The sequence below is a fragment of the Streptomyces sp. NPDC097640 genome, from assembly GCF_040302705.1.
Classification (GTDB): domain Bacteria; phylum Actinomycetota; class Actinomycetes; order Streptomycetales; family Streptomycetaceae; genus Streptomyces.
In genome coordinates this window covers 219610-240694 of record NZ_JBEOSB010000016.1, presented here as the reverse complement: position 1 = coordinate 240694, position 21085 = coordinate 219610, and the positions used below count along the sequence as shown (strand labels likewise).

The window sequence follows — 21085 nt, the reverse complement described above, 5'->3', positions numbered from 1 at the left end:
CCGTCCCCTCGCGCGCCGCCACGCCCTGACGCGCGGCGGTGCCCTTACTGGCGGCGGCGTTCTTGCCGGCGGTCGCGCCCTTACGCGCGGCCGTGCTTTTACTCACAGCCGTGCTCTTGCGCGCCGAGTCGCCCTGGCGCGCTCCCGCCCGCGCCCGCGCGCCCGCGCGCTCCCGCGGATCGGCCTGGCCCCGCGGGGCCGCCTGGGCCCGTGGCGCGCCACGGCCGGTGCCCGGGCGGCCGGGCCTCCAGGGTCGCGGCGCGGCCGGCTGGTCAGCCGTCATGTCGTATCCCCTCCAAGGTCCCCGCGCGAGCGGTCCGCGCGGGGGACCGGCGGGTTACTGATCGTCCGGGCCCCGGCCGGAGGCCAGGTCGCGAACCGCCGTGGCGAAGGCGTCGCCCCGCTTGTTGTAGTTGACGAACATGTCCATCGAGGCGCAGGCCGGGGCCAACAGGACCGTATCGCCCGGCCGGGCGAGCCGGGCCGCTTCCCGGACAGCCGCCGCCATCGCCCCAGTGTCGGTCCGGTCGAGGTCCACAACCGGGACATCTGCCGCGTGTCGCGCGAGCGCTTCCCGGATCAGGGCACGGTCCGCGCCGATCAGCACGACCCCGCGCAGCCGCTTCGCCGAGGCCACCACCAGCTCGTCGAAGGTGGCGCCCTTGGCCAGGCCGCCGGCGATCCACACGATGTGCTCGAAGCTGTCCAACGACGCCTGCGCCGCGTGGGTGTTGGTGGCCTTGGAGTCGTCCACATAGGCCACGCCCGCCACCTCCGCCACATGCTCGACGCGGTGCGGGTCGGGCCGGAACGCGCGCAGCCCGTCCCGTACGGCCGCGGGCGGCACGCCGTAGGCGCGGGCCAGGGCCGCCGCCGCGAGGGCGTTGGCGATGTTGTGCGGGGCCGGCGGGTTCACATCGGAGACCTCGGCGAGCTCCTGGGCCTGCTTCTGCCGGTTCTCCACGAAAGCCCGGTCGACCAGGATGTTCTCGACGACGCCGAGCTGTGACGGGCCGGGCGTGCCGAGGGTGAAGCCGATCGCCCGGCAGCCCTCCTCGACGTCGGCCGCGCGCACCAGGTCCTCGGTGGCCGGGTCGGCCACGTTGTAGACGCAGGCGACCTTGTTGCCCTCGTAGATCCGGCCCTTGTCGGCCGCGTACGCCGCCATCGAGCCGTGCCAGTCGAGGTGGTCCGGCGCGAGGTTGAGCACCGCGCCGGAGTGGGCGCGCAGCGACGGCGCCCAGTGCAGCTGGTAGCTGGAGAGCTCGACGGCCAGCACGTCGTACTGCTCCTCGCCGAGGACCACGTCCAGCAGCGAGACGCCGATGTTGCCGACGGCGGCGGTGCGCAGCCCGGCCGCCTCCAGGATGGCGGCCAGCATGCGCACGGTGGTGGTCTTGCCGTTGGTGCCGGTGACCGCGAGCCAGGGCGGCGCGTCGGCCTTCCGGAGCCGCCAGGCCAGCTCCACATCGCCCCACACCGGCACCCCGGCCTCGGCGGCCGCCTGGAACAGCGGGCTGCCCGGCTTCCAGCCGGGCGTGGTGACGATCAGGTCCGTGCCCTGGGGCAACGTGTCCCCGTCGCCGAGCCGGACCGTGACGCCCAGCGCCTCCAGTTCGGCGGCCTCGGCGCGCTGCCGCTCGCCGTCGACGCCGTTGACCACGGTCACCGTGGCCCCGAGGCCCCGCAGCGCACGCGCTGCGGGGACCCCGGAGACGCCGAGTCCGGCGACGGTGACATGCCGCCCGGCGAGGTCGGAGACGTCCAGTGTCACTGGGCTCGCCATCCCCCGTAGAAGAGGCCGAGTCCGACGATCACGCACATGCCCTGGATGATCCAGAACCGGACCACCACAAGGACCTCGCTCCACCCCTTGAGTTCGAAGTGGTGCTGTAGTGGCGCCATCCTGAACACGCGCCGGCCGGTGAGCCGGAACGAGCCGACCTGGATGACCACGGACATGGTGATCAGGACGAACAGGCCGCCGAGGATGGCGATCAGCAACTCGGTGCGGGAGCAGATGGCCAGACCCGCGAGCGCGCCGCCGAGCGCGAGGGAGCCGGTGTCACCCATGAAGATCTTCGCGGGCGAGGTGTTCCACCACAGGAAGCCGAAGCAGGCACCCATCAGCGCGGAGGCGACGACCGCGAGGTCGAGCGGGTCGCGGACCTCGAAACAGGACGCGGGGTTGGTGAGGGTCTGCGCGTTGGCGCAGGACTCCTGGTACTGCCAGACGCCGATGAAGGTGTAGGCGCCGAAGACCATCACGGAGGCGCCGGTGGCCAGGCCGTCGAGGCCATCGGTGAGGTTCACGCCGTTCGACATCGCCAGGATCATGAACAGCGCCCAGATCGCGAAGATCACCGGGCCGAAGGACCAGCCGAAGTCCTGGACGAAGGAGAGCCGGTCGGAGGCGGGGGTCTGCTGCCGGGAGTCGGCGAAGTTCAGCGAGAGGATCGCGAAGGCGACACCGACGATCAGCTGACCGAGCATCTTGGCCTTGGCGCGCAGCCCCAGGCTCCGCTGCTTGACGATCTTGATGTAGTCGTCCAGGAAGCCGACCAGGCCCATGCCCGCGAACAGGAACAGCACCAGCACACCGGAGAAGGTGGGCTCGCTGCCGGTGATCACCTTCGTCAGGGCGTAGGCGATCAGCGTGGCCAGGATGAAGGAGATACCGCCCATGGTGGGCGTGCCCTTCTTGCTGCCGTGGCTGCGCGGGCCGTCGTCCCGGATGAACTGGCCGTAGCCCTTGCGCGCCAACAGCTTGATCAGCAGCGGGGTGCCGATCAGGGTCAGAAAGAGCCCGATGGCTCCCGAGAAGAGGATCTGCCTCATGCCACCCATCAGCGGACGCCCTCACCCTCGCCCTCGAGCAGAGCCTGCGCGACCCGCTCCAGCCCCACCGACCTGGATGCCTTCACCAGCACGACGTCCCCCGGTCGCAGCTCGCTGCGCAACAGATCGACCGCCGCCCGCACGTCGGACACGTGCACCGACTCCTCACCCCACGAACCCTCGTTCTTGGCGCCCATGTCGAGCCAGGCGGCCTCCTGGCCACCGACCGCCACGAGCTTGCTGACGTTGAGCCTGACGGCCAGCCGCCCGACAGCGTCATGCTCGGCCAGTGACTCCTCGCCGAGCTCGGCCATCGGACCCAGCACCGCCCACGTGCGCCGCCCTTCCGCCTCCCCGGCCTTGCCCATCGCGACCAGCGCGCGCAGCGCGGCTCGCATGGACTCGGGGTTCGCGTTGTAGGCGTCGTTGACGACCGTCACGCCGTCCGGGCGCTCGGTGACCTCCATCCGCCAGCGGGAGAGCTGCCCCGCCTCGGAGAGCGCTGTGGCGATCTCGTCGACGGACATGCCCAACTCATGGGCGACGGCGGCCGCGGCAAGCGCGTTCGGCACGTGGTGCTCACCGTACAGGCGCATGGTCACTTCGCTGCACCCGGTGGGGGTGTGAAGGGTGAAGGCGGGCCGACCGCCGCCCGCGAGCCGGACATTCTCGGCACGGACGTCGGCGTCGGCGGCCTCCCCGAACAGCACCGTACGGGCCTTGGTGCGCGTCGCCATGGCGCGGACCAGGGGGTCGTCGGCGTTGAGCACCGCGACCCCGCCCTCCGCGGCGGCGGGCAGCGCCTCGACCAGCTCGCCCTTGGCCTCGGCGATCGCCTCGCGGCCGCCGAACTCGCCGATGTGAGCCGTGCCGACGTTGAGGACCAGGCCGACCCGGGGTGGGGTGAGGTCGGTCAGATACCGGATGTGGCCCTTGCCGCGGGCGCCCATCTCCAGCACCAGATGGCGGGTCGTCTCGTCGGCGGTCATCGCGGTCAGCGGCAGGCCGAGCTCGTTGTTGAGCGAGCCCGGTGTCCACACGGTGGGGCCGTGCCGCCGCAGCAGCTGCGCGATCAGGTCCTTGGTGCTGGTCTTGCCCGCCGAGCCGGTGAGCGCGACCACGGTGGCGTCCAGCCGCTGCACGACGGCACGGGCCAGCGTCCCCAGGGCGGCCTGGACGTCGGGTACGACGATCGCCGGTACGGGCGCGTCCGCGTCGCCGACCGGGCGGGCGGCCAGCACCGCCACCGCGCCCGCCTCGACGGCGCCGCGCGCGAAGTCGTGCCCGTCCACGCGCTCACCGGGGAGCGCCACGAAGAGGCTGCCGGGGCGCACCTCGCGGGAGTCGATCACGACGGGGCCGGTGACCTTCCGGTCCGTGTCCGGTATGTCGTGCGGCTGTCCGCCGACGATGCCGATGATCTCGGCGAGGGACAGAGCGATCACTGATCACCTCCGGCCGTGCGGGGAAGCTGCCGGGAGGGGGCTGGTGCGCGCATGGCGATCTGTCATCCCTGGTTGTCTTGGCGTTTGATGGCGAGCTCGATGGCTTCGCGCAGTACCTGGCGGTCGTCGAAGGGGCGGACCACCCCGGCGATGTCCTGGCCCAGCTCATGGCCCTTGCCCGCGACCAGAACGGTGTCGCCGGGCTCGGCGCGGGCCACGGCGGCGGCGATGGCGCGCGCCCGGTCGGCGTCGACCAGCACGTCGCCGCGTTCGTGGGCGGGCACCTCGGCGGCGCCCGCGAGCATGGTGGCCAGGATCGCCAGCGGGTCCTCGGAGCGGGGGTTGTCGGAGGTCAGTACGGCGGTGTCGGCGTAGCGGGCGACGGCGGCGCCCATAGGGCCGCGCTTTTGCTGGTCGCGGTCGCCGCCGCAGCCGAGGACGGCGTGGAGCCTGCCCTGGGTGACCTTGCGCAGCGCGCGCAGCACCGACTCGACGGCGTCGGTCTTGTGGGCGTAGTCGACGACCGCGAGATAGGGCTGCCCGGCGTCCACGCGCTCGAGCCGGCCGGGCACCCCGGGGACGGCCGCGACGCCGTCGGCGGCGGTCTGCGGGTCGATCCCGGCGACGGCGAGCGTCACGACGGCGGCGAGCGCGTTGGCGACGTTGAAGGGGCCCGGGAGGGGCGCGGCGGCGGCCACGGACTCGCCGTTCGGGCCGAGGACGGTGAACTCGGAGCCGAGCGGGCCCACGGTCACGTCGGCCGCGCGCCAGTGGGCGTCGGGGTGGCCCTCGGCGGAGAAGGTGGTGACCGGGACCTCGGACAGGTCCGCCAGGCGTTTGCCGTACTCGTCGTCGTAGTTGATCACCGCGGCGCGGCTGCGCGCCCTGGTGAACAGCTGGGCCTTGGCCTGGAAGTAGTCCTCCATGTCGGAGTGGAACTCCATGTGCTCCGGGCTGAGGTTGTTGAAGACGGCGACGTCGAAGACGCAGCCGTCGACCCGGCCGAGCACCAGGGCGTGGCTGGAGACCTCCATGGCCAGCGAGCGGACGCCGCGTTCGCGCATCACCGCGAAGAGGGCCTGGAGATCGGTGGCCTCGGGGGTGGTGCGCTCGGACTTGATCCGCTCGTCGCCGATCCGCGTCTCGACGGTGCCGATGAGGCCGGTGAGCGAGCCGTCGCCCTTGGCCGCGGCCGCCTTCAGCCCGCCCTCGATGAGATACGCGGTCGTGGTCTTGCCCGAGGTGCCGGTGATGCCGATCTGGAGCAGGTCCCGGCCCGGCTCGCCGTAGATCGTGGCGGCCAGCGCGCCCATCCGGCCGCGCGGGTTCTCGACGGCCAGCACGGGCAGCCCGGTGGCCGCGGCGCGGTCGGCGCCGGCCGGGTCGGTGAGCACCGCGACCGCGCCGAGGTCGGCGGCCTGGGCGGCGAAGTCGGCGCCGTGGAGACGGGCGCCGGGCAGGGCCGCGTAGACGTCGCCGGGGCGCACGGCCCGCGAGTCATGAGTGATGCCCGTGACGACGGCCTCCTCCGGGACCTTCGGGGCGTCGATGCCCAGCTGACCGACCAGCTCCCCGAGCGGGGTGGGATCGACCTTGAGAGGCCGGGGCGCTCCCGGGTAGGTCGAAGGAGCACCCTTCTGAGAGAGCTGCGAGGGCTGAGAGGTTTGAGACTGATCAGCGTGGGGCACGGCGTGAGCGTACCCGCCGCACCCGCTCCCCCGCTAAATGAGGGGGGTCCGTGCGCGGATGCGGAGTGATCGGTGTCACGGCTTGACGATCACGGGCTGGGGTCGTAGCTGACCGGCAGCCGCGCCGCCCGCTTCCCGGACGGGGCCACCTGGAGCGTCTTCAGCGAAAACTCCATGACCTGCTTGAAGACCGGCCCGCAGACCTGGCCGCCGAAATAGCTGCCCTTGGTCGGATTCTGAACGGCGCAGTACACGGTCACGCGCGGCTGGTCGGCGGGCGCGAAGCCCGCGAAGGAGGCGGTGTAGCCGCGGTAGCGGCCGGTCTTGGGGTCCACCCGGTTGGACGTGCCGGTCTTGCCCGCGACGCGGTAGCCGGGGATCTTCGCCCTCGTCCCGGTGCCCTGCTGGTTGTCGACGACCGATTCGAGCATGGCGGCGAGCGTCTTCGCGGTCTTCTCGCTGACCACCCGGGTCCGCTTGGGGTCCGGCGTGGCCGTGAAGCGCCCTCCGGAGTCCTTGGTGCCGCGCACCAGGGAGGGCTGGACGCGCTCGCCGCCGTTGGCGATGGTGGAGTACACGGAGGCCGCCTGGACGGCGTTGAGCGACAGCCCCTGGCCGAAGGGGATCGTGTACTGCTGCGAGGCGCTCCACTTCTCCGGCCGGGCGAGGATGCCCCGGGTCTCGCCGGGGAAGCCGAGCCCGGTGTAGCTGCCGAGCCCGAACTTCCGCAGATAGGAGTAGAGGATCCGGTCGGCTTCCTTCTGGTTCTTCCCCAGCTGCTCGGTGGCGAGGATGGTGCCGATGTTGCTGGACTTGGCGAGCACCCCGTTGAGGGTGAGATACCAGGTGGGGTGGTCGATGTCGTCCGCGAAGGCGCGGTCGGCGCGCGGCAGCCGGTTGGGGACCACCACATGGGTGTCCCAGGTGGCGGCGCCCTCCTCCAGGACGGCGGCCATCGACATCAGCTTGCTGACGCTGCCCGGCTCGTACGCGTCCGAGAGCGCGGCGTTGCCCAGGACGTCCGCGCTGGCCTCCGAGATGTCGTTCGGGTCGAACCCCGGGGCGTTGGCCAGGGCCAGGATCTCACCGGTGCGGGTGTCCTGGACGATCACATAGCCGCGGTCCGCCCTGGACTTCTTCACCTGCTCGCTGATGGCGCTCTGGGCGGCCCACTGGATGTCGCGGTCTATGGTCAGCTCGACGTCGCTGCCGGGCACCGCGGGCTGCTCCTTGACGTCGCCGGTGGGCACCTGGCGGCCGCCGGACTGGGCGTAGACCCGCTTTCCGTCCTTGCCCGCGAGCCGCTTGTTCAGCTCCCGCTCGACGCCGGCGGCGCCATGGCCCTCGGCGTCCACGAAGCCGAGCACCCCGGCGGCGAGGTCCCCGTTCGGGTAGACGCGCTTGCTGTGCGCCTCACGGTTGACCCCGGCCAGGACGTTGACGCCCTTGCCCTTGGCCGCCGCGTCGCTCAGGGCGCTCTTGAGGTCCTTGATCTGATTCCACACCTGCGGGGTCTGCTGGCGGGCCAGGACCACGTACTGCGACTTCGGGTTGGCCGTGAGCTTGCGCTCCAGGGCCGCCTGGTCCTCGCCGAGGATCGGCGCGAGCAGCGCGGCGGCCTGGCGCGGGGCGTCGTCGACCTTGGCCGTCTTGGGGGTGAGCAGGTCGGGGGCGGCGGTGATGTCGTACGCGTCCACGGTGGTGGCCAGGTCGACGCCGTCGCGGTCGGTGATCGAGCCGCGCTCGGCGGCCAGGGTGACCGGGATGTAGCGGTTCACATTGGCCTTGGCCGCGTAGGCGTCGGCGTCGACGGCCTGCACCTGGAGCAGCCGTACGACGAAGATCAGCATGACCAGGGTGAGGCCGAGGCTGATCAGCCGCAGCCGGGGGCGCGGGCTGCCCAGCCGCAGCGGCTGGGCGGCGTTGCCCGGGCGGCGGGGCTGCCCCGGGCGGGCGGCCGCGGACCGGCGCGGGGCGGGGCGCGCGTCGCCCGGGCGGCGCGGGGCGCCCTGGCGCGGGCGGCCGTCGCCCCGCGGGCCCGCGGGGCCGGGCAGCCGGCGGGGGTCGCGGTCGCGCGGGGCGGTCACGCGGCCGTCCCCAGTGGACCGGGGACGGGCTGGGTGCGGGCAGAGGGTCGCGTCACCGTGTCACCTACCGGGGGGCGGGGTGGAGTTCGCGGAAGCGGAGGGAGCGGCGCCGGGCGCGGCGGCGGACGGCGCCGCCGAGGCGGAGGCCCTCGGGCCGGGCGCGGGCGACGACGGCGGCGTGGCCGTGGGGGCGGGGGTCGCGGCGGGCAGCGACCGCAGGGGCGGCGCGGGGGCCCGGGCCACCGAGGGCGCGCCGGACTCGGAGCCGGGCACGCCGCTGACGCTGCCGTCCGGGTTCAGGAAGGCGGGGCTGCCGCCGGGCACCATGCCCAGCCTCCGGGCCTGCCGCTCCAGCGCGTCCGGGGCCGAGAGCCGGTCGACCTCCTGCTGGAGGGCCTGGCGCTCGTCGGAGAGCTCGGTGGTCTGCTTCTCGAGCCTGCTGAGCTCGAACGATCCCTGGTTGAGGGAGGAGTTGAGCAGCAGCAGCGCGATCAGGCCGGAGCCCAGCAGCACGACGACCAGCAGCACGAACGGCGTCCGCCGTGCCGCCCGCGGCCCGGCGGCCATCATGGGGCGACCTCCTCGCGGATGCGCTCCGCGCCCCGCAGCCGCGCGGGGGCGGCACGGCGGTTCTCGGCGATCTCCTCTTCCGTGGGGAGCTCGGCGCCGCGGGTCAGAAGCTTCAGGCGGGGCTGGTAGCGCTCGGGGACGACCGGCAGGCCGGGCGGCGCGGTGGTCTCGGCGCCGGCCGCGAGCACGTGCTTGACCAGGCGGTCCTCGAGCGAGTGGTAGGAGAGGACGGCGATCCGGCCGCCGACCGCGAGGGCCGCCACGGCCGCCGGGATCGCGCGCTCCAGGACCGCGAGCTCGCCGTTGACCTCGATCCGCAGCGCCTGGAAGGTGCGCTTGGCGGGGTTGCCGCCGGTGCGCTTGGCCGCCTGCGGCAGGGCCTCGCGGATCAGCTCCACCAGCCGGGCGCTGTTGCGGAACGGCTCCTTCGCGCGCTCGCGCACCACCGCGTCCACGATCTTCCGGGCGAACTTCTCCTCGCCGTACGTCCGCAGGATCCGCACCAGGTCGCCCGGCGGATAGGTGTTGAGCACCTCGGCCGCGCTGATCCCGGTGGTCTGGTCCATCCGCATGTCCAGCGGCGCGTCCTGCGCGTACGCGAAGCCGCGCTCGGCCTCGTCCAGCTGCATGGAGGACACGCCGAGGTCGAAGAGGATCCCCTGGACGCGGGGGACGCCGAGCCGGGCGAGGACCTCGGGGAGCTCGTCGTAGACGGCGTGCACGAGCGTCGCCCGATCGCCGTAAGGGGCCAGCCGTTCGCCGGAGAGCTTGAGCGCCGCCGGGTCGCGGTCCAGCGCGACCAGCCTGGCCTCGGGGAAGGTGCGCAGCAAGGCCTCGCTGTGCCCGCCGAGGCCGAGGGTGCAGTCGACCACGACCGCTCCGGGCCGCGCGAGGGCGGGGGCGAGCATGTCCAGGCAGCGCTGGAGCATGACGGGGACGTGGAGAGCGTTGCTGCTCATGCGCTGCTCGTGCGCCCTTCTGAGGGTCGGGCGAGGAGGGCACGCACCGCCGGGTCCCCGCCCGCTCTGAAGGGGAAGTGGCCTACTGGCGCCGGGGAAGTGACGTCAGGCGGCCGGAGCGGGAGGAGGCCGAGTGGTACGTACGCACCGCGCTCACGCGAAAATCCGGGATCCTAGGGGAGCGTCGGGCCTCCCACTTCGCGTCACTTTAGTCCACTCGTCCCTTCGGTCAATCAACCGGCCAACATGCCCTGCGCGGGTGTCGAACACCCCGAACGGGCGCAAGGTAGAGGAAGCGTCACCCGTGTGGACTCCCTCACACCGAGTGTCGCGCGCCTGCCGATGCCCCTCTATGCCCTATCTAAAGAAAAGACAAAATCCGCTGGTGGAAGGTAGTGTCCTAGCCATGTCGATAGCCGCGCCGCAGCCGCTGCCCCCGTCCGCCGACAGCGCCGCCCGCACGGGAGGTACGGTCACCGATCGCCTCGTGGAGGCCAACCGCAGTTACGCCGCCGAGTTCCAGGACCCCGGCATGGACGCCCGCCCCGTGCTGCGCGTCGCCGTGGTCGCGTGCATGGACGCGCGTCTGGACCTGCACAAGGCGCTCGGCCTCGAGCTCGGCGACTGCCACACCATCCGGAACGCGGGCGGTGTGGTCACCGACGACGTCATCCGCTCCCTGACGATCAGCCAGCGCGCGCTGGGCACCCGCAGCGTCGTGCTCATCCACCACACCGGCTGCGGCCTGCTGAACGTGACCGAGGACTTCCGGCACGAGCTGGAGGACGAGGTCGGCCAGCGGCCGTCGTGGGCGGTCGAGGCGTTCAAGGACCTCGACGCCGACGTACGCCAGTCGATGCAGCGGGTGCGCACCTCTCCGTTCCTGCTCCACACGGATGATGTGCGTGGCTTCGTCTTCGACGTGACGACGGGTCTGCTCCGCGAGGTCACGCCCCGCGGGTGAGCCCGTTTTAAGTCCCCAAAGCCCTCCACTCCCGACAAATCACTCCGGGTTATCCACAGCCGAGTGACGAGATGAGGCAGGGACCGCAAGAATGCGTATGTGACATCGCCTCCCGCGGCTTGCGGGGGGCGGATGTCAGCGTGTTGCGGTGGGCCGGTCCGTTCCGAGGGCAGCGGCCCGAGATCGGGCCGAGGAGGGCCGGGTGACGACCTATGACGAGCGAGCGAGCCTCAGCGATCTGACCACCACAGCGGAGCGTGTCCGCAGGTCGGTGGAGGGTGTGATCGAGGGCAAGCCCGAGGTCGTGCGGCTTTCGCTGACCGTGCTGCTCGCTGAGGGACATCTGTTGCTGGAGGATGTCCCGGGCGTGGGGAAGACCATGCTCGCCAAGGCGCTGGCGAAGTCCATCGACTGCTCCGTGCGCCGTATCCAGTTCACTCCCGACCTGCTGCCGTCGGACATCACCGGTGTGAGCGTCTACGACCAGCAGCAGAAGGACTTCGAGTTCAAGCCGGGCGCGATCTTTTCCCAGATCGTGATCGGTGACGAGATCAACCGGGCCTCGCCCAAGACCCAGTCGGCGCTGCTGGAGTCGATGGAGGAGCGGCAGGTCACCATCGACGGGCAGACGTACGAGCTGCCGACCCCGTTCATGGTGGTGGCCACGCAGAACCCGATCGAGATGGAGGGCACGTACCCGCTGCCCGAGGCGCAGCGCGACCGCTTCATGGCGCGCGTCTCGATCGGCTATCCGAGCCCGCAGGCCGAGCTCCAGATGCTGGATGTCCACGGCGGTGTCTCCCCGCTGGACGATCTCCAGCCGGTGGCCCACGCCCATGAGATCGCCAAGCTCGTCGAGACGGTCCGCGAGGTCCATGTGGCCGAGGCGGTCCGGCGGTACACGGTCGACCTGGTCGCCGCCACCCGCAACCACCCCGATCTGCGGCTGGGCGCGTCCCCCCGGGCGACGCTGCATCTGCTGCGGGCGGCCAAGGCGTCCGCGGCGCTGGCCGGCCGGGACTTCTGCCTGCCCGACGATGTGCAGTCGCTGGCCGTCGCGGTGCTGGCCCACCGGCTGCTGCCCACCGCGCAGGCCCAGCTGAACCGGCGCACCTCGGAGCAGGTGATCACGGAGATCCTTCAGCGCACCCCGGTGCCCAGCGCGGCGCCCCGCGGCGCGGGCCCGGTGCCGGCGGGCCCGGTGCCGCCCGGCGCGGCCCCGATGCCGCCCCATGGGGCCCCGATGCCACCCGGCGCCGGTCCGATGCCGCCCGTACCGCCCGCGCCCCCGGTTGAGTACGGCCAGCAGCCGCCGGGCGCGCGGAGGCTGTGATGACGGCAGGGGGGGCACCCATGGCCCCCGGCTACGACGACGGATACCGCGAGGGCGATCGTGAGGGCAAAGAGGACCAGCGGGGGGTGCGCTCGGCGCTGGCCGGCCTGACCACCCGCGGCCGCTCGTTCCTGGCCGCCGGTGTGGCGGCCGCGGTGTGCAGCTATGTCCTGGGGCAGGCCGATCTGCTGCGGGTCGGGCTGCTGCTCGCGGTGCTGCCGCTGGTGTGCGTGGCCGTGGTCTACCGCACCCGCTACCGGGTGGCGGGCAGCAGACGGCTCGCGCCCGCGCGGGTCCCGGCGGGCTCCGAGGCCCGGGTGCATCTGCGGATCGACAATGTCTCGCGGCTGCCCACCGGTCTGCTGATGCTCCAGGACCGCGTGCCGTATGTGCTCGGGCCCCGCCCCCGCTTCGTGCTGGACCGGGTGGAGCCGGGCGGCCGGCGCGAGGTGTCCTACCGGGTCCGCTCCGATCTGCGCGGCCGCTATCCGCTCGGTCCGCTACAGCTGCGGCTGAACGACCCGTTCGGGATGTGCGAGCTCACCCGCTCCTTCAGCGCGTACGACACGCTGACGGTGGTGCCGCGGGTCGAGCCGCTGCCGCTGGTGCGCTTCGCGGGTGAGGCCGTGGGGTACGGCGACGGGCGGCATCGCTCGCTTGCGCTCGCCGGCGAGGACGACGTGATTCCGCGCGGCTACCGCCACGGCGACGACCTGCGCCGGATCCACTGGCGGTCCACCGCCCGCTACGGCGAGCTGATGGTCCGCCGGGAGGAGCAGCCGCAGCGCGCCAGTTGCACGGTGCTGCTGGACACCCGGCTGGTGGCCCACCAGGGCTCGGGTCCCGACTCGGCCTTCGAGTGGGCGGTCTCCGGCGCCGCCTCGGCCGCGCTGCACCTGCTGGAGCGGGGCTACGGGGTCCGGCTGCTGACCGACACCGGCACCTCGGTGCCGGGCCCGGACAGCGGCGGCGGCTTCACCGGCACCGGCCATGACTCGGCCGACACGGCAGGGCTGATGCTGGACACCCTCGCGGTGGTGGACCACTCCGAGGAGGAGGGGCTCTCCCGGGCCTATGAGGCGCTGCGCGGGGGCAACGAGGGACTGCTGGTGGCGTTCCTCGGCGATCTGGACGAGGAGCAGGCGACGATGGTCGGGCGGATGCGGCACCGCACGGGGACGGCGGTGGCGTTCGTCCTGGACGGCGCCGCCTGGTCCCGGGGCGCATGGGCCGCGGACCCGCGGGAGCTGGAGGACCGGCTGCGGATGCTGCGCGAGTCGGGGTGGACGGCGCTGCCGGTCGCCCCGGGCGCCACGCTGGCACAGCTGTGGCGGCAGGCCGACGCCCAGGGCGGCATCGGGGCCGACGCCGGCTCGCCCATGGCGGGCGGCGGCATGACAGGGGGCTGGGCATGAGCGGAAGCGTGCGACTGGCGATATGCGCCGCGCTGGCGACGGTGGCGGCGGGCTGCGCGCTGCTGCCACTGGTCGACAAGCCCGGCTGGCTCGTGCAGGCCGGGCTGCTGCTGGTGATCCAGAGCGCGGTGGGCGCGCTGACCCGCCGGGTGCCGCTGGCCCGCCCGCTGACGGTGGCGGCGCAGGCCCTGGCGGGCCTGCTGCTGCTCACGTTCACCTTCGCGCGCCATGAGGCGTTCGCCGGGGTGCTCCCGAGCCCGCAGGCCTTCCAGGAACTCGGCGATCTGCTGCGGCAGGGCACCGTCGACGTGGGGCAGTACGCGATCCCGGCACCGGTCACCGACGGCATCCGGCTGCTGCTGGTGGGCGGGGTGCTGGTGATAGGGCTGGTGGTGGACGCGCTCGCGGTGACCTTCCGCAGCGCGGCGCCCGCTGGGCTGCCGCTGCTCGCGCTGTACTCGGTCGCGGCGGGCCTGTCCGACGGCAGCGACGACTGGCTGTGGTTCCTGCTGGCGGCGGCCGGCTATCTGCTGTTGCTGCTGGCCGAGGGGCGGGACCGGCTGTCCCAGTGGGGCCGGGTGTTCAGCGGCGGCGCCCCGCGCCCGTACGGGATGGCTCCCGGCCTTGCCGGGGCGGGCGGCGGCCAGCCGCTGGCCCCGGTCCGCACCGGCCGCCGGATCGGCGCGCTCGCGCTGGGCATCGCCGTGGCGGTGCCGGCGGTGCTGCCGTCCCTGGACGGCGGGCTGCTGGACCAGCGGAACGGCGGCAGTGGCGGGGGCGGCGGAAACGGCACGATCTCGGCGGTGAATCCGCTGGTGTCGCTCCAGGACAGCCTGAACCAGCCGGAGAACCGGGAGGTGCTGCGGTATCGCACCAGCTCCCAGTCCACCCAGGACATGTACCTGCGGATCGTCGCGCTGGACAAGTTCGACGGGACGACGTGGAAGTCCTCGGAGAGGCATGTCCAGGACGTGCCGGACGATCTGCCGACCCCGACAGGTCTGGGCACCTCCGTCCGCGTCTCCTCGGTCGACACCACGATCGAGGCCGCCGACTGGTACGCGCAGAACTGGCTGCCCCTCCCCTACCCCGCGATGAAGGTCGACATCGACGGCCGCTGGCGCTACGAGCCGGAGGGCCGGACCCTGGTCGGCGACCGCGGGCAGACCACCCGTGGCGCGCGGTACAAGGTCAACAGCCTGGTCGTGGAGCCGACGGCGGCGCAGCTGGCCGCCGCGCCGCCGGCTCCGGCGCAGCTGCTGCGGGAGTACACCGAGGTTCCGGAGTCGCTGCCGGCCGTGGTCGCCCGCACGGCGCGCCAGGTGACCGCGGGCGCCTCGAACGCGTATGAGCAGGCGGTGAAGCTCCAGGACTGGTTCGCGGTGAACGGCGGATTCCGCTACGACACGCGGGTGGAGTCGGGCAGCGGCTCGGCCGCCATCGTCAAGTTCCTGCGGCAGAAGGAGGGCTTCTGCGTCCACTTCTCCTTCTCCATGGCGGCCATGGCCCGGACGCTGGGCATCCCGGCCCGGGTGGCCGTCGGGTTCACCCCCGGCTCGGCGAATGCGGACGGCTCGGTGTCGGTCGGGCTCAAGGACGCCCACGCCTGGCCCGAGCTGTACTTCGAGGGCGTCGGCTGGACCCGCTTCGAGCCCACCCCCAGCCGCGGCAGCCAGCCCGACTACACGATGGAGCAGACGCCTACCGGCGACTCCACCGATGAACCGACGTCGGCGCCCACCACGTCCGACGAGCCGTCGGCGGCGCCCTCGGCGTCGGACAGCTGCGCGCAGGACCGGAGGAAGGCCGGCGACTGCGGAGGGGCCGTGGGCGAGCAGCCCGACAACACCTCCTCGAGCGGCGGCTGGTCGATGAGCACGCAGGTCGGCTGGAGTTCGTTCGCGGCGCTGCTGATCGTGATCCCCCTACTGCCGATGCTCTGGCGGCAGCGCGTCCGGTCCCGCAGACTGAGCGGCTCCGGCGGGCGCACCGAGCAGGACGCGGCCGACCGGGTGCTGGCGGCCTGGCGGGAACTGCTGGACACCGCCTGGGACTTCGGCATCGTGCCCGACGACTCCCAGACCTCGCGCAACGCGGTGGCCCGCATCGTGCGGATGGGCGAGCTCGACCCGGAGGCGGCCGAGGCGGCGCGCCGGGTGGCGGCAGCCGTCGAGCAGGTGCTGTACGCGCCGCAGCCGCGTCCGGTTCCGGGCCTCGGTGACGAGGTGCGGCTGGTGCTGGCCGGATTCCGGGCCAAGGCCGGGCGCTGGGCCCGGCTGCGGGCGCTGCTGGCCCCGCGGTCGGGGGTCCGGGTGGTGTGGGCCGCGTCGGCGCGCTGGTCCGCTCTGGTCGAGCGGTGGGGCGCGCCCCGGTGGGCCCAGTGGGTGTCCGGGCTGCGGCGCCCGAGCCGCCCGCGGGGCTGACGGCAGCCGGGAACAACCGGCACAGGGAAGCGTGAGGGGCGGTCGCCATCCGGCGGCCGCCCCTCACGTCTCACGTATGGCGCGCTGTCGTCCCTTGTGCCGTGAATGCCTTGGTGTCACAGGCGCCTGCTGTCACAGGCGCCCGGTATCAGCGGCGCGTGACGCATCGATATGCGCGTTTGCACGCGCGGCGGGCACAAACCGCCGCGCGTGCTCGCCGATGTCGGCTCAGTGGCCCTGCTCGTCGCGGCGGCGCTGCCACCGCTCCTCGATCCGGCTCATCATGGACCGGCGCGAACGGCTCTGGCCACGGGCTGCGGGCCCGCCCGCCTGAGGCCGCTCGCCGGGCTTGGGCGCCTTGCGCCAGCCGGTCACCGCCAGCCCGGCGCACCCCAGCATGACGAGGAAGCCCACCACGCTGATCCAGATCTGCTGCGGGATGATCACGCCGACCATCAGGAGCGCAACGCCTACCAGAAAGCCCGCGATCGCCTGATAGACCCGTCGCCGGGTGTACGTGCGCAGGCCGCTGCCCTCAAGCGCTGTCGCGAACTTGGGGTCTTCGGCGTACAGCGCTCGCTCCATTTGCTCGAGCATGCGCTGCTCGTGCTCCGAGAGCGGCACGGAGTCCTCCTACTCGTCGGTCGCGGGGGGCGACCGGGGTGCGACCCTTTCAGGATAGGCAGGGAATCGCCCCCGTGAAACCCGCCCCTCTGCGCCAATTCGCCACCAGTACGCGCGCGGCGCTTGTTGACGCTGAGACGTGCATTCCCCTCCCGCCGATCCGCCATGCCGGACGGTGTACCTCGATCATACGGGGCCAGGCGGCCGATCGGGGGGCCTGTGGCCTACTCCACCTGCGCGGACCGCTCAGACGGTCACCCAGGCCGGACGGCCGGTAGCGCTCAGTCGCGCTCGGCGAGAACGTGCAGCTGGGTGGCCACGGCGTGGAAGGCGGGCAGCTCGGCGGCCGCGGCCTCCAGCTGAAGCAGGGCCTCCAGGGCGTCGGGCTCGGTGTCGACCAGCACGCCGGGCACCAGATCGGCGAAGACCCGCACACCGTGCACCGCGCCGACCTCCAGCCCCGCCTCCGTGACCAGCTCGGTCAGCTGCTCGGGGGTGAAGCGGCGGGGCATCGGGTCACCGGCGCCCCAGCGGCCCGCCGGGTCGGCAAGCGCTTGCCGGGCCTCGGTGAAGTGGCCGGCCAGCGCCCGGGCGAGCACGGCGCCGCCGAGGCCCGCGGCGAGCACGCTGAGGGTGCCCGCCGGGCGCAGGGCCGCCACCGCGTTCCGCAGGCCCTCGGCCGGGTCGTCCACGTACTCCAGCACGCCATGGCACAGCACCACGTCATAGCCGCCGCGCTCGGCCACGTCGAACAGGTCGGCGGCGTCGCCCTGGACCCCGCGCACCCGGTCGGCGACCCCGGCCTCGGCGACCCGCCGCTCCAGCGCGAACAGCGCGTTGGGGCTCGGGTCGACCACCGTGACACGGTGGCCGAGGCGGGCGACCGGCACCGCGAAGTTGCCGCTGCCGCCTCCGGTGTCGAGCACCTCGAGCACACCGGGCACGCGCTCGCCGGCGTCGGGGCGCTGGCCCGCCGCCTTGACCCGGCGGTCCAGGGCGTCTTTGAGGACCTCCCACACCACGGCGGTACGGAGGGACGCACGGGGGCGCAGCGGATCTGACACAGCGGGTGGCTCCTCGGCGCGATGCCGCCACCGCCTCCGGCGGTGACGACGAGTTACTGACGTCGACGCTCCCAGCCTATTGCCTCCGCCGCCCCGCGCCGCGCGCCGGTCCGGGGGCCGCGCCCCCGGACCGGCTCCCGCGCCCCCGGAACCTGCCTCCCGGGCGCCGGGAGCGGGGCCTACGCGCCTTCCTTCCCGCCGGGCACGGCCGACTGTGGCTGCTGGGGCAGGACGGGCTGGAGGGACAGCATCCGCTCGACCAGGCGCAGGAACATCGCGACGGCGCGCAGCAGATCGTCTGCCTCCCGGCAGGTCGCCGCGCCCGGTATGCCCGCCTCGGCGCGGGCCCTGCGATCGGCGCCCGCGGCGAACAGTGCGCTCCACTCGCTCAGTTCGGGGGCGACTTCGGGCAGCACTTCCCAGGCGCTGCGGATCCGCGCGCGGCGGCGCGCGGTGGGCTCGGGGCGGCCGCGCACGGCGAGCACGGCTGCCGCCGTGCGCAGGGCGGCCAGATGGGCGGTGGCGAAGCGCTCGTTGGCGGTCTCCAGGCCTCCGGCCTCCTCCAGGCCCTGGTGTGCCTGGGACAGCAGGTCGAGCGCGGCGGGCGGCGCGGACGCGCGGCGCAGCACGGGGTGGACATCGCTCGCGGGACCGGTCAACGAAGGGGCAGGGGCGGCGGCGGCACGGTGCCGGCGCGCTGCGGCGGTACTGGCCATGACGAACCTCCTGTCGTCGCGTGGCGGCCGGCTGTGTGGTATAGCGACCGCCGTATGGACCCATCGTGGGGCACACCACTGACAATCCCCTCTGACCTGCGCGAACGCCTCGCAGCACCACGGCGGCCCGCGCCCGCCGCCCGGTCCGCGCGGCGGGGGCGGACCGGGGGCGCGCCGGGTCGGTGAAGCGGCCCGCCCGGAACCGGACATGTGATCGTCTTGGGTAACGGACCTGTGAGCGGGGCCACTTCGGCAGCGTGCACAATCAGCGCCATGGACAGCAGCAGCACGCGACGCCAGGCCACCCGGCAGAAGCTTTTCGAGGCAGCGGTCACCCTCATCGCGGAGCAGGGGTTCTCCTCCACCACGGTGGACGAGATCGCCGAGCGGGCCGGAGTGGCCAAGGGCACGGTCTACTACAACTTCGCGAGCAAGACCGTGCTCTTCGAGGAGCTGCTGCGGCACGGCATCGGGCTGTTGACCGCCTCGCTTCAGAGCGCCGCCGACGAGACGGCCGAGCGCGGCGGCAGCCATGCCGACGCGCTGGACGCCATGGTCCGCGCGGGCCTGCACTTCATCGCGCGCCACCCGGCGCTGACCCAGCTGTACGTGGCCGAGCTGTGGCGCACCAACCGCGCCTGGCAGTCGACGCTGATGGTGGTGCGGCGGCAGGCCACGGCGGTGATCGAGTCGGTGCTGCGGGAGGGCGTGGCCGCGCGGGAGCTGGGCGAGGACGTCGACATCCCGCTGACGGCCTCGGCGCTGTTCGGGATGGTGCTGGTGGCGGCGCTGGACTGGCAGTCGTACCAGCCGGAGCGGCCGCTGGACGATGTGCACGCCGCGCTGTCGCGGCTGCTCCAGGGCCGAGTGGGCGGAGCCCCGGTCAAGGGTGTCGGAGCCCCGGCCGAGAGCGTCGGAGCCCTGGCCAAGGGTGTCGGAGCCCCGGTCAAGAGTGTCGGGGCCCCGGCCGAGGGCGCCCGGACCTCGGGGTGAGCCCGGGCCGACGGGCCGGACAGGGCCCCGGCCACCACCGGGCCCCCTGTTCTGGCGCGGTTCGAACCCCGATCGAACCGCGCCGGAAGAGGGGCACTCCCGGCAGAGCCGGGGGAGCCTCGCCCCCCCGTAATCCCCCACGGTTCCCGTGGGGGACCCCGTCCGGGTCGCCGCGCCGTTCCGCCGCCCCGTGTCGGCGGTCCGGCGCCGCGCCCCTTCCGCGCTCACCACTCTCCCGTCCATGCAGGTCATACCCCATCCGCGCGGCTACTCATCTGACCGCCTAGGTACACGTACTCAAGCCCTGGGCACTCGTCCCCAGGCCGCGGTGCCCGGTTGTCGGTGGCGGCGGATAAAGTCGCGGTCATGGCACGGATTGCGGTGATCGGCGCTGGGATGGGCGCCATGGCGGCCGCCGCCCGGCTGGCCGTCGCGGGCCACCAGGTGGCGGTGTACGAGCGCGGGCGGACCTATGGCGGCGGGGTCGGGCGCTTCGAGCGGGACGGCTTCGCCTTCGACACCGGCCCCGGCCTGCTCCATCTGCCCGCGGTCTATCGCGATCTGTTCGTGAAGACCGGCAAGGAGACCCTGGAGCAGTCTGTCGAGCTGACCCAGGTCGACCCCGCGAGCAGACATGTCTTCGCCGACGGCACCAAGGTCACGCTGCCCAACGCCTCGCGGGCGGGGGTCGTCCGGGCGCTGGACGACGCCTTCGGCGCGGGCGCGGGCGAGCGCTGGAGCGACCTGGTCAACCGGGCGCGCGAGGCGTGGGACGCCACCCGCAGACCGCTGCTGGAGGAGCCGCTGCGCGCGGACTGGCGGACCCTGGGCCGCGACCCGTATCCGGCGCCGGTCCGCCGCGGGATCTCCGGGTGGCTGCGGCGGGACGGCGGGCAGCCGGCCACCCTCGCCGACGTGGCGCGCCGCGAGCTGAAGGACCCCAGGGCCGTCGCCCTGTTGGAGAGCCACGCCGTCGCGCACAGCCTGGACCCGCGCACCGCTCCGGCCGCCGCCGCGGTGCTGCCCTATCTGGAGCAGACCTTCGGCAGCTGGTACGTGCGCGGCGGGATGCGGGCGCTGGCCGACGCGCTGTACGAGCGCTGCCGGGCGCGGAGGGTGCGGTTCAGCTTCGATGCCGAGGTCGTCGGCATCCTCGAGAAGGACGGCCGCGCGGCGGGCGTGGAGCTGGCGGACGGCTCGGTGGCGGAGGCGGACGCGGTGGTGGCCGCCGTCGACCCGGCGCTGCTGCCCGCGCTGCTGGGCGGGGCCGAGCCGTGGCGCGAGGGCGATGTACGGCCCGGCGGCGGGCCGGGCAGCGAACCGGGCGGGGCGGCGGGGCGGCTCACCGTCCTCGTCGCGCTGCGCGGCGCCCGCCCCCAGGGCACGGCACACCGCACCGTGGTCCACGCCCCGGATCGCGCCGCGGAGCTGGCCGCCGTCTTCGGCGCGGCGGGTGACGACCAGGACGGGCTGCGCGAGCCCTGCCCCCACCCCACGGTGACCGTGCTGCGCCCGGACGACCCCACGACCCGCCCCGACGAGGACCACGAGGCCGTCACGCTCACCGCCACCGTCGCCCCGCACGGCCCGGTGGACTGGATGGACGGCACGGCGGCCGAGGAGGACGCGGAGCGGCTCGTGGCGGCCGCGGAGGCGGCCATACCGGGGCTGCGCGACCGGCTGCTGTGGCGCGAGGTGCGCACCCCCGCCGACACCGCCGCGGACACCGGCGCCACGGGCGGCGCGGTGCCCGGGCCCGCCCTGGCCGGCGCGGAGGGCCGCTTTCTGCGGCCCGCGAATCTGACCCGGATGCCGGGCCTGTATCTGGCGGGCGGCTGGGCGCATCCGGGCGGCGGGCTGGCCCATGCGGGGATGTCCGGCGCGATGGTGGCCGGGCTGATCGTCGACGGCGCGGAGTGGCGCGGCTCGCAGTGACGGGGTGACGCGACGGGGCAGTGACGCGACG

At 73.6% G+C, this 21085-nt stretch carries 15 protein-coding genes and 1 pseudogene; 6 read left to right on the top strand and 10 right to left on the bottom strand.

The window, feature by feature from the left end; genetic code table 11:
• Positions 1 to 337: 337 nt before the first annotated feature.
• The 7 genes from murD to rsmH all read right to left on the bottom strand — a co-directional run bounded on the left by murD (position 338) and on the right by rsmH (position 9587).
• Complete coding sequence (murD, locus tag ABTY62_RS25660; protein WP_352131767.1) at positions 338 to 1786, bottom strand: UDP-N-acetylmuramoyl-L-alanine--D-glutamate ligase; 1449 nt, start codon at positions 1784 to 1786, stop codon at positions 338 to 340.
• A complete protein-coding gene (mraY, locus tag ABTY62_RS25655; RefSeq protein ID WP_311724739.1) occupies positions 1771 to 2838 on the bottom strand; it encodes a phospho-N-acetylmuramoyl-pentapeptide-transferase in 1068 nt (355 codons plus the stop codon). Before mraY ends, murD begins: the two co-directional genes overlap by 16 nt.
• An 8-nt stretch (positions 2839 to 2846) precedes the next feature.
• Positions 2847 to 4283: a UDP-N-acetylmuramoyl-tripeptide--D-alanyl-D-alanine ligase gene (locus ABTY62_RS25650; protein ID WP_352131766.1), complete on the bottom strand. Its 1437-nt coding sequence runs from the start codon at positions 4281 to 4283 to the stop codon at positions 2847 to 2849.
• Between the two features lie 62 nt (positions 4284 to 4345).
• Positions 4346 to 5971, bottom strand: a complete 1626-nt coding sequence (locus tag ABTY62_RS25645; RefSeq protein WP_352131765.1) for a UDP-N-acetylmuramoyl-L-alanyl-D-glutamate--2,6-diaminopimelate ligase — start codon at positions 5969 to 5971, stop codon at positions 4346 to 4348.
• Between the two features lie 89 nt (positions 5972 to 6060).
• Positions 6061 to 8058: a peptidoglycan D,D-transpeptidase FtsI family protein gene (locus tag ABTY62_RS25640; protein ID WP_352131764.1), complete on the bottom strand. Its 1998-nt coding sequence runs from the start codon at positions 8056 to 8058 to the stop codon at positions 6061 to 6063.
• Between the two features lie 60 nt (positions 8059 to 8118).
• On the bottom strand, positions 8119 to 8625 hold the full coding sequence (ftsL, locus tag ABTY62_RS25635; protein WP_352131791.1) for a cell division protein FtsL: 507 nt from the start codon (positions 8623 to 8625) through the stop codon (positions 8119 to 8121).
• Positions 8625 to 9587, bottom strand: coding sequence for a 16S rRNA (cytosine(1402)-N(4))-methyltransferase RsmH (gene rsmH, locus ABTY62_RS25630; protein ID WP_352131763.1), 963 nt, complete (start codon positions 9585 to 9587; stop codon positions 8625 to 8627). The genes ftsL and rsmH overlap by 1 nt, the downstream gene beginning before the upstream one ends.
• Positions 9588 to 9993: 406 nt before the next feature.
• Here rsmH and ABTY62_RS25625 point away from each other — a divergent pair, with 406 nt between their 5' ends.
• From ABTY62_RS25625 to ABTY62_RS25610, 4 genes are all read left to right on the top strand, one after another.
• Positions 9994 to 10551 carry a beta-class carbonic anhydrase gene (locus tag ABTY62_RS25625; RefSeq protein WP_352131762.1) on the top strand — a complete coding sequence of 186 codons (558 nt, stop codon included), beginning with the start codon at positions 9994 to 9996 and terminating at the stop codon, positions 10549 to 10551.
• Between the two features lie 202 nt (positions 10552 to 10753).
• Positions 10754 to 11884: an AAA family ATPase gene (locus ABTY62_RS25620; RefSeq protein WP_352131761.1), complete on the top strand. Its 1131-nt coding sequence runs from the start codon at positions 10754 to 10756 to the stop codon at positions 11882 to 11884.
• On the top strand, positions 11884 to 13299 hold the full coding sequence (locus ABTY62_RS25615) for a DUF58 domain-containing protein (RefSeq protein WP_502997516.1): 1416 nt from the start codon (positions 11884 to 11886) through the stop codon (positions 13297 to 13299). The genes ABTY62_RS25620 and ABTY62_RS25615 overlap by 1 nt, the downstream gene beginning before the upstream one ends.
• The gene (locus tag ABTY62_RS25610) at positions 13296 to 15722 is read left to right on the top strand and encodes a transglutaminase TgpA family protein (protein ID WP_352131760.1); all 2427 of its coding nucleotides are present in this window, start codon (positions 13296 to 13298) and stop codon (positions 15720 to 15722) included. Before ABTY62_RS25615 ends, ABTY62_RS25610 begins: the two co-directional genes overlap by 4 nt.
• A gap of 228 nt (positions 15723 to 15950) precedes the next feature.
• Here ABTY62_RS25610 and ABTY62_RS25605 read toward each other — a convergent pair whose 3' ends face one another.
• From ABTY62_RS25605 to ABTY62_RS25595, 3 genes are all read right to left on the bottom strand, one after another.
• Positions 15951 to 16346, bottom strand: a complete 396-nt coding sequence (locus tag ABTY62_RS25605; RefSeq protein ID WP_311724729.1) for an SCO2097 family morphological protein — start codon at positions 16344 to 16346, stop codon at positions 15951 to 15953.
• 281 nt (positions 16347 to 16627) lie between these two features.
• On the bottom strand, positions 16628 to 17410 hold the full coding sequence (locus ABTY62_RS25600) for a methyltransferase (RefSeq protein WP_352131759.1): 783 nt from the start codon (positions 17408 to 17410) through the stop codon (positions 16628 to 16630).
• Positions 17411 to 17589: 179 nt separating this feature from the next.
• Complete coding sequence (locus tag ABTY62_RS25595) at positions 17590 to 18126, bottom strand: SAV_6107 family HEPN domain-containing protein (protein WP_352131758.1); 537 nt, start codon at positions 18124 to 18126, stop codon at positions 17590 to 17592.
• A gap of 273 nt (positions 18127 to 18399) precedes the next feature.
• Here ABTY62_RS25595 and ABTY62_RS25590 point away from each other — a divergent pair.
• Together ABTY62_RS25590 and ABTY62_RS25585 are read left to right on the top strand one after the other, a co-directional pair.
• Positions 18400 to 19008 (top strand): annotated as a pseudogene (locus ABTY62_RS25590) (TetR/AcrR family transcriptional regulator); the annotation flags it as partial.
• Between the two features lie 477 nt (positions 19009 to 19485).
• Complete coding sequence (locus ABTY62_RS25585; protein WP_352131757.1) at positions 19486 to 21054, top strand: phytoene desaturase family protein; 1569 nt, start codon at positions 19486 to 19488, stop codon at positions 21052 to 21054.
• The last annotated feature ends 31 nt before the right edge of the window (positions 21055 to 21085 follow it).

Bases quoted from the DNA above. Each gene is read 5' to 3' on its own strand.
- murD (WP_352131767.1), bottom strand. From the start codon at position 1,786: ATGGCGAGCCCAGTGACACTGGACGTCTCCGACCTCGCCGGGCGGCAT.
- mraY (WP_311724739.1), bottom strand. From the start codon at position 2,838: ATGAGGCAGATCCTCTTCTCGGGAGCCATCGGGCTCTTTCTGACCCTG.
- ftsL (WP_352131791.1), bottom strand. From the start codon at position 8,625: ATGGCCGCCGGGCCGCGGGCGGCACGGCGGACGCCGTTCGTGCTGCTG.
- rsmH (WP_352131763.1), bottom strand. From the start codon at position 9,587: ATGAGCAGCAACGCTCTCCACGTCCCCGTCATGCTCCAGCGCTGCCTG.
- ABTY62_RS25625 (WP_352131762.1), top strand. From the start codon at position 9,994: ATGTCGATAGCCGCGCCGCAGCCGCTGCCCCCGTCCGCCGACAGCGCC.
- ABTY62_RS25615 (WP_502997516.1), top strand. From the start codon at position 11,884: ATGACGGCAGGGGGGGCACCCATGGCCCCCGGCTACGACGACGGATAC.
- ABTY62_RS25610 (WP_352131760.1), top strand. From the start codon at position 13,296: ATGAGCGGAAGCGTGCGACTGGCGATATGCGCCGCGCTGGCGACGGTG.
- ABTY62_RS25595 (WP_352131758.1), bottom strand. From the start codon at position 18,126: ATGGCCAGTACCGCCGCAGCGCGCCGGCACCGTGCCGCCGCCGCCCCT.
- ABTY62_RS25585 (WP_352131757.1), top strand. From the start codon at position 19,486: ATGGCACGGATTGCGGTGATCGGCGCTGGGATGGGCGCCATGGCGGCC.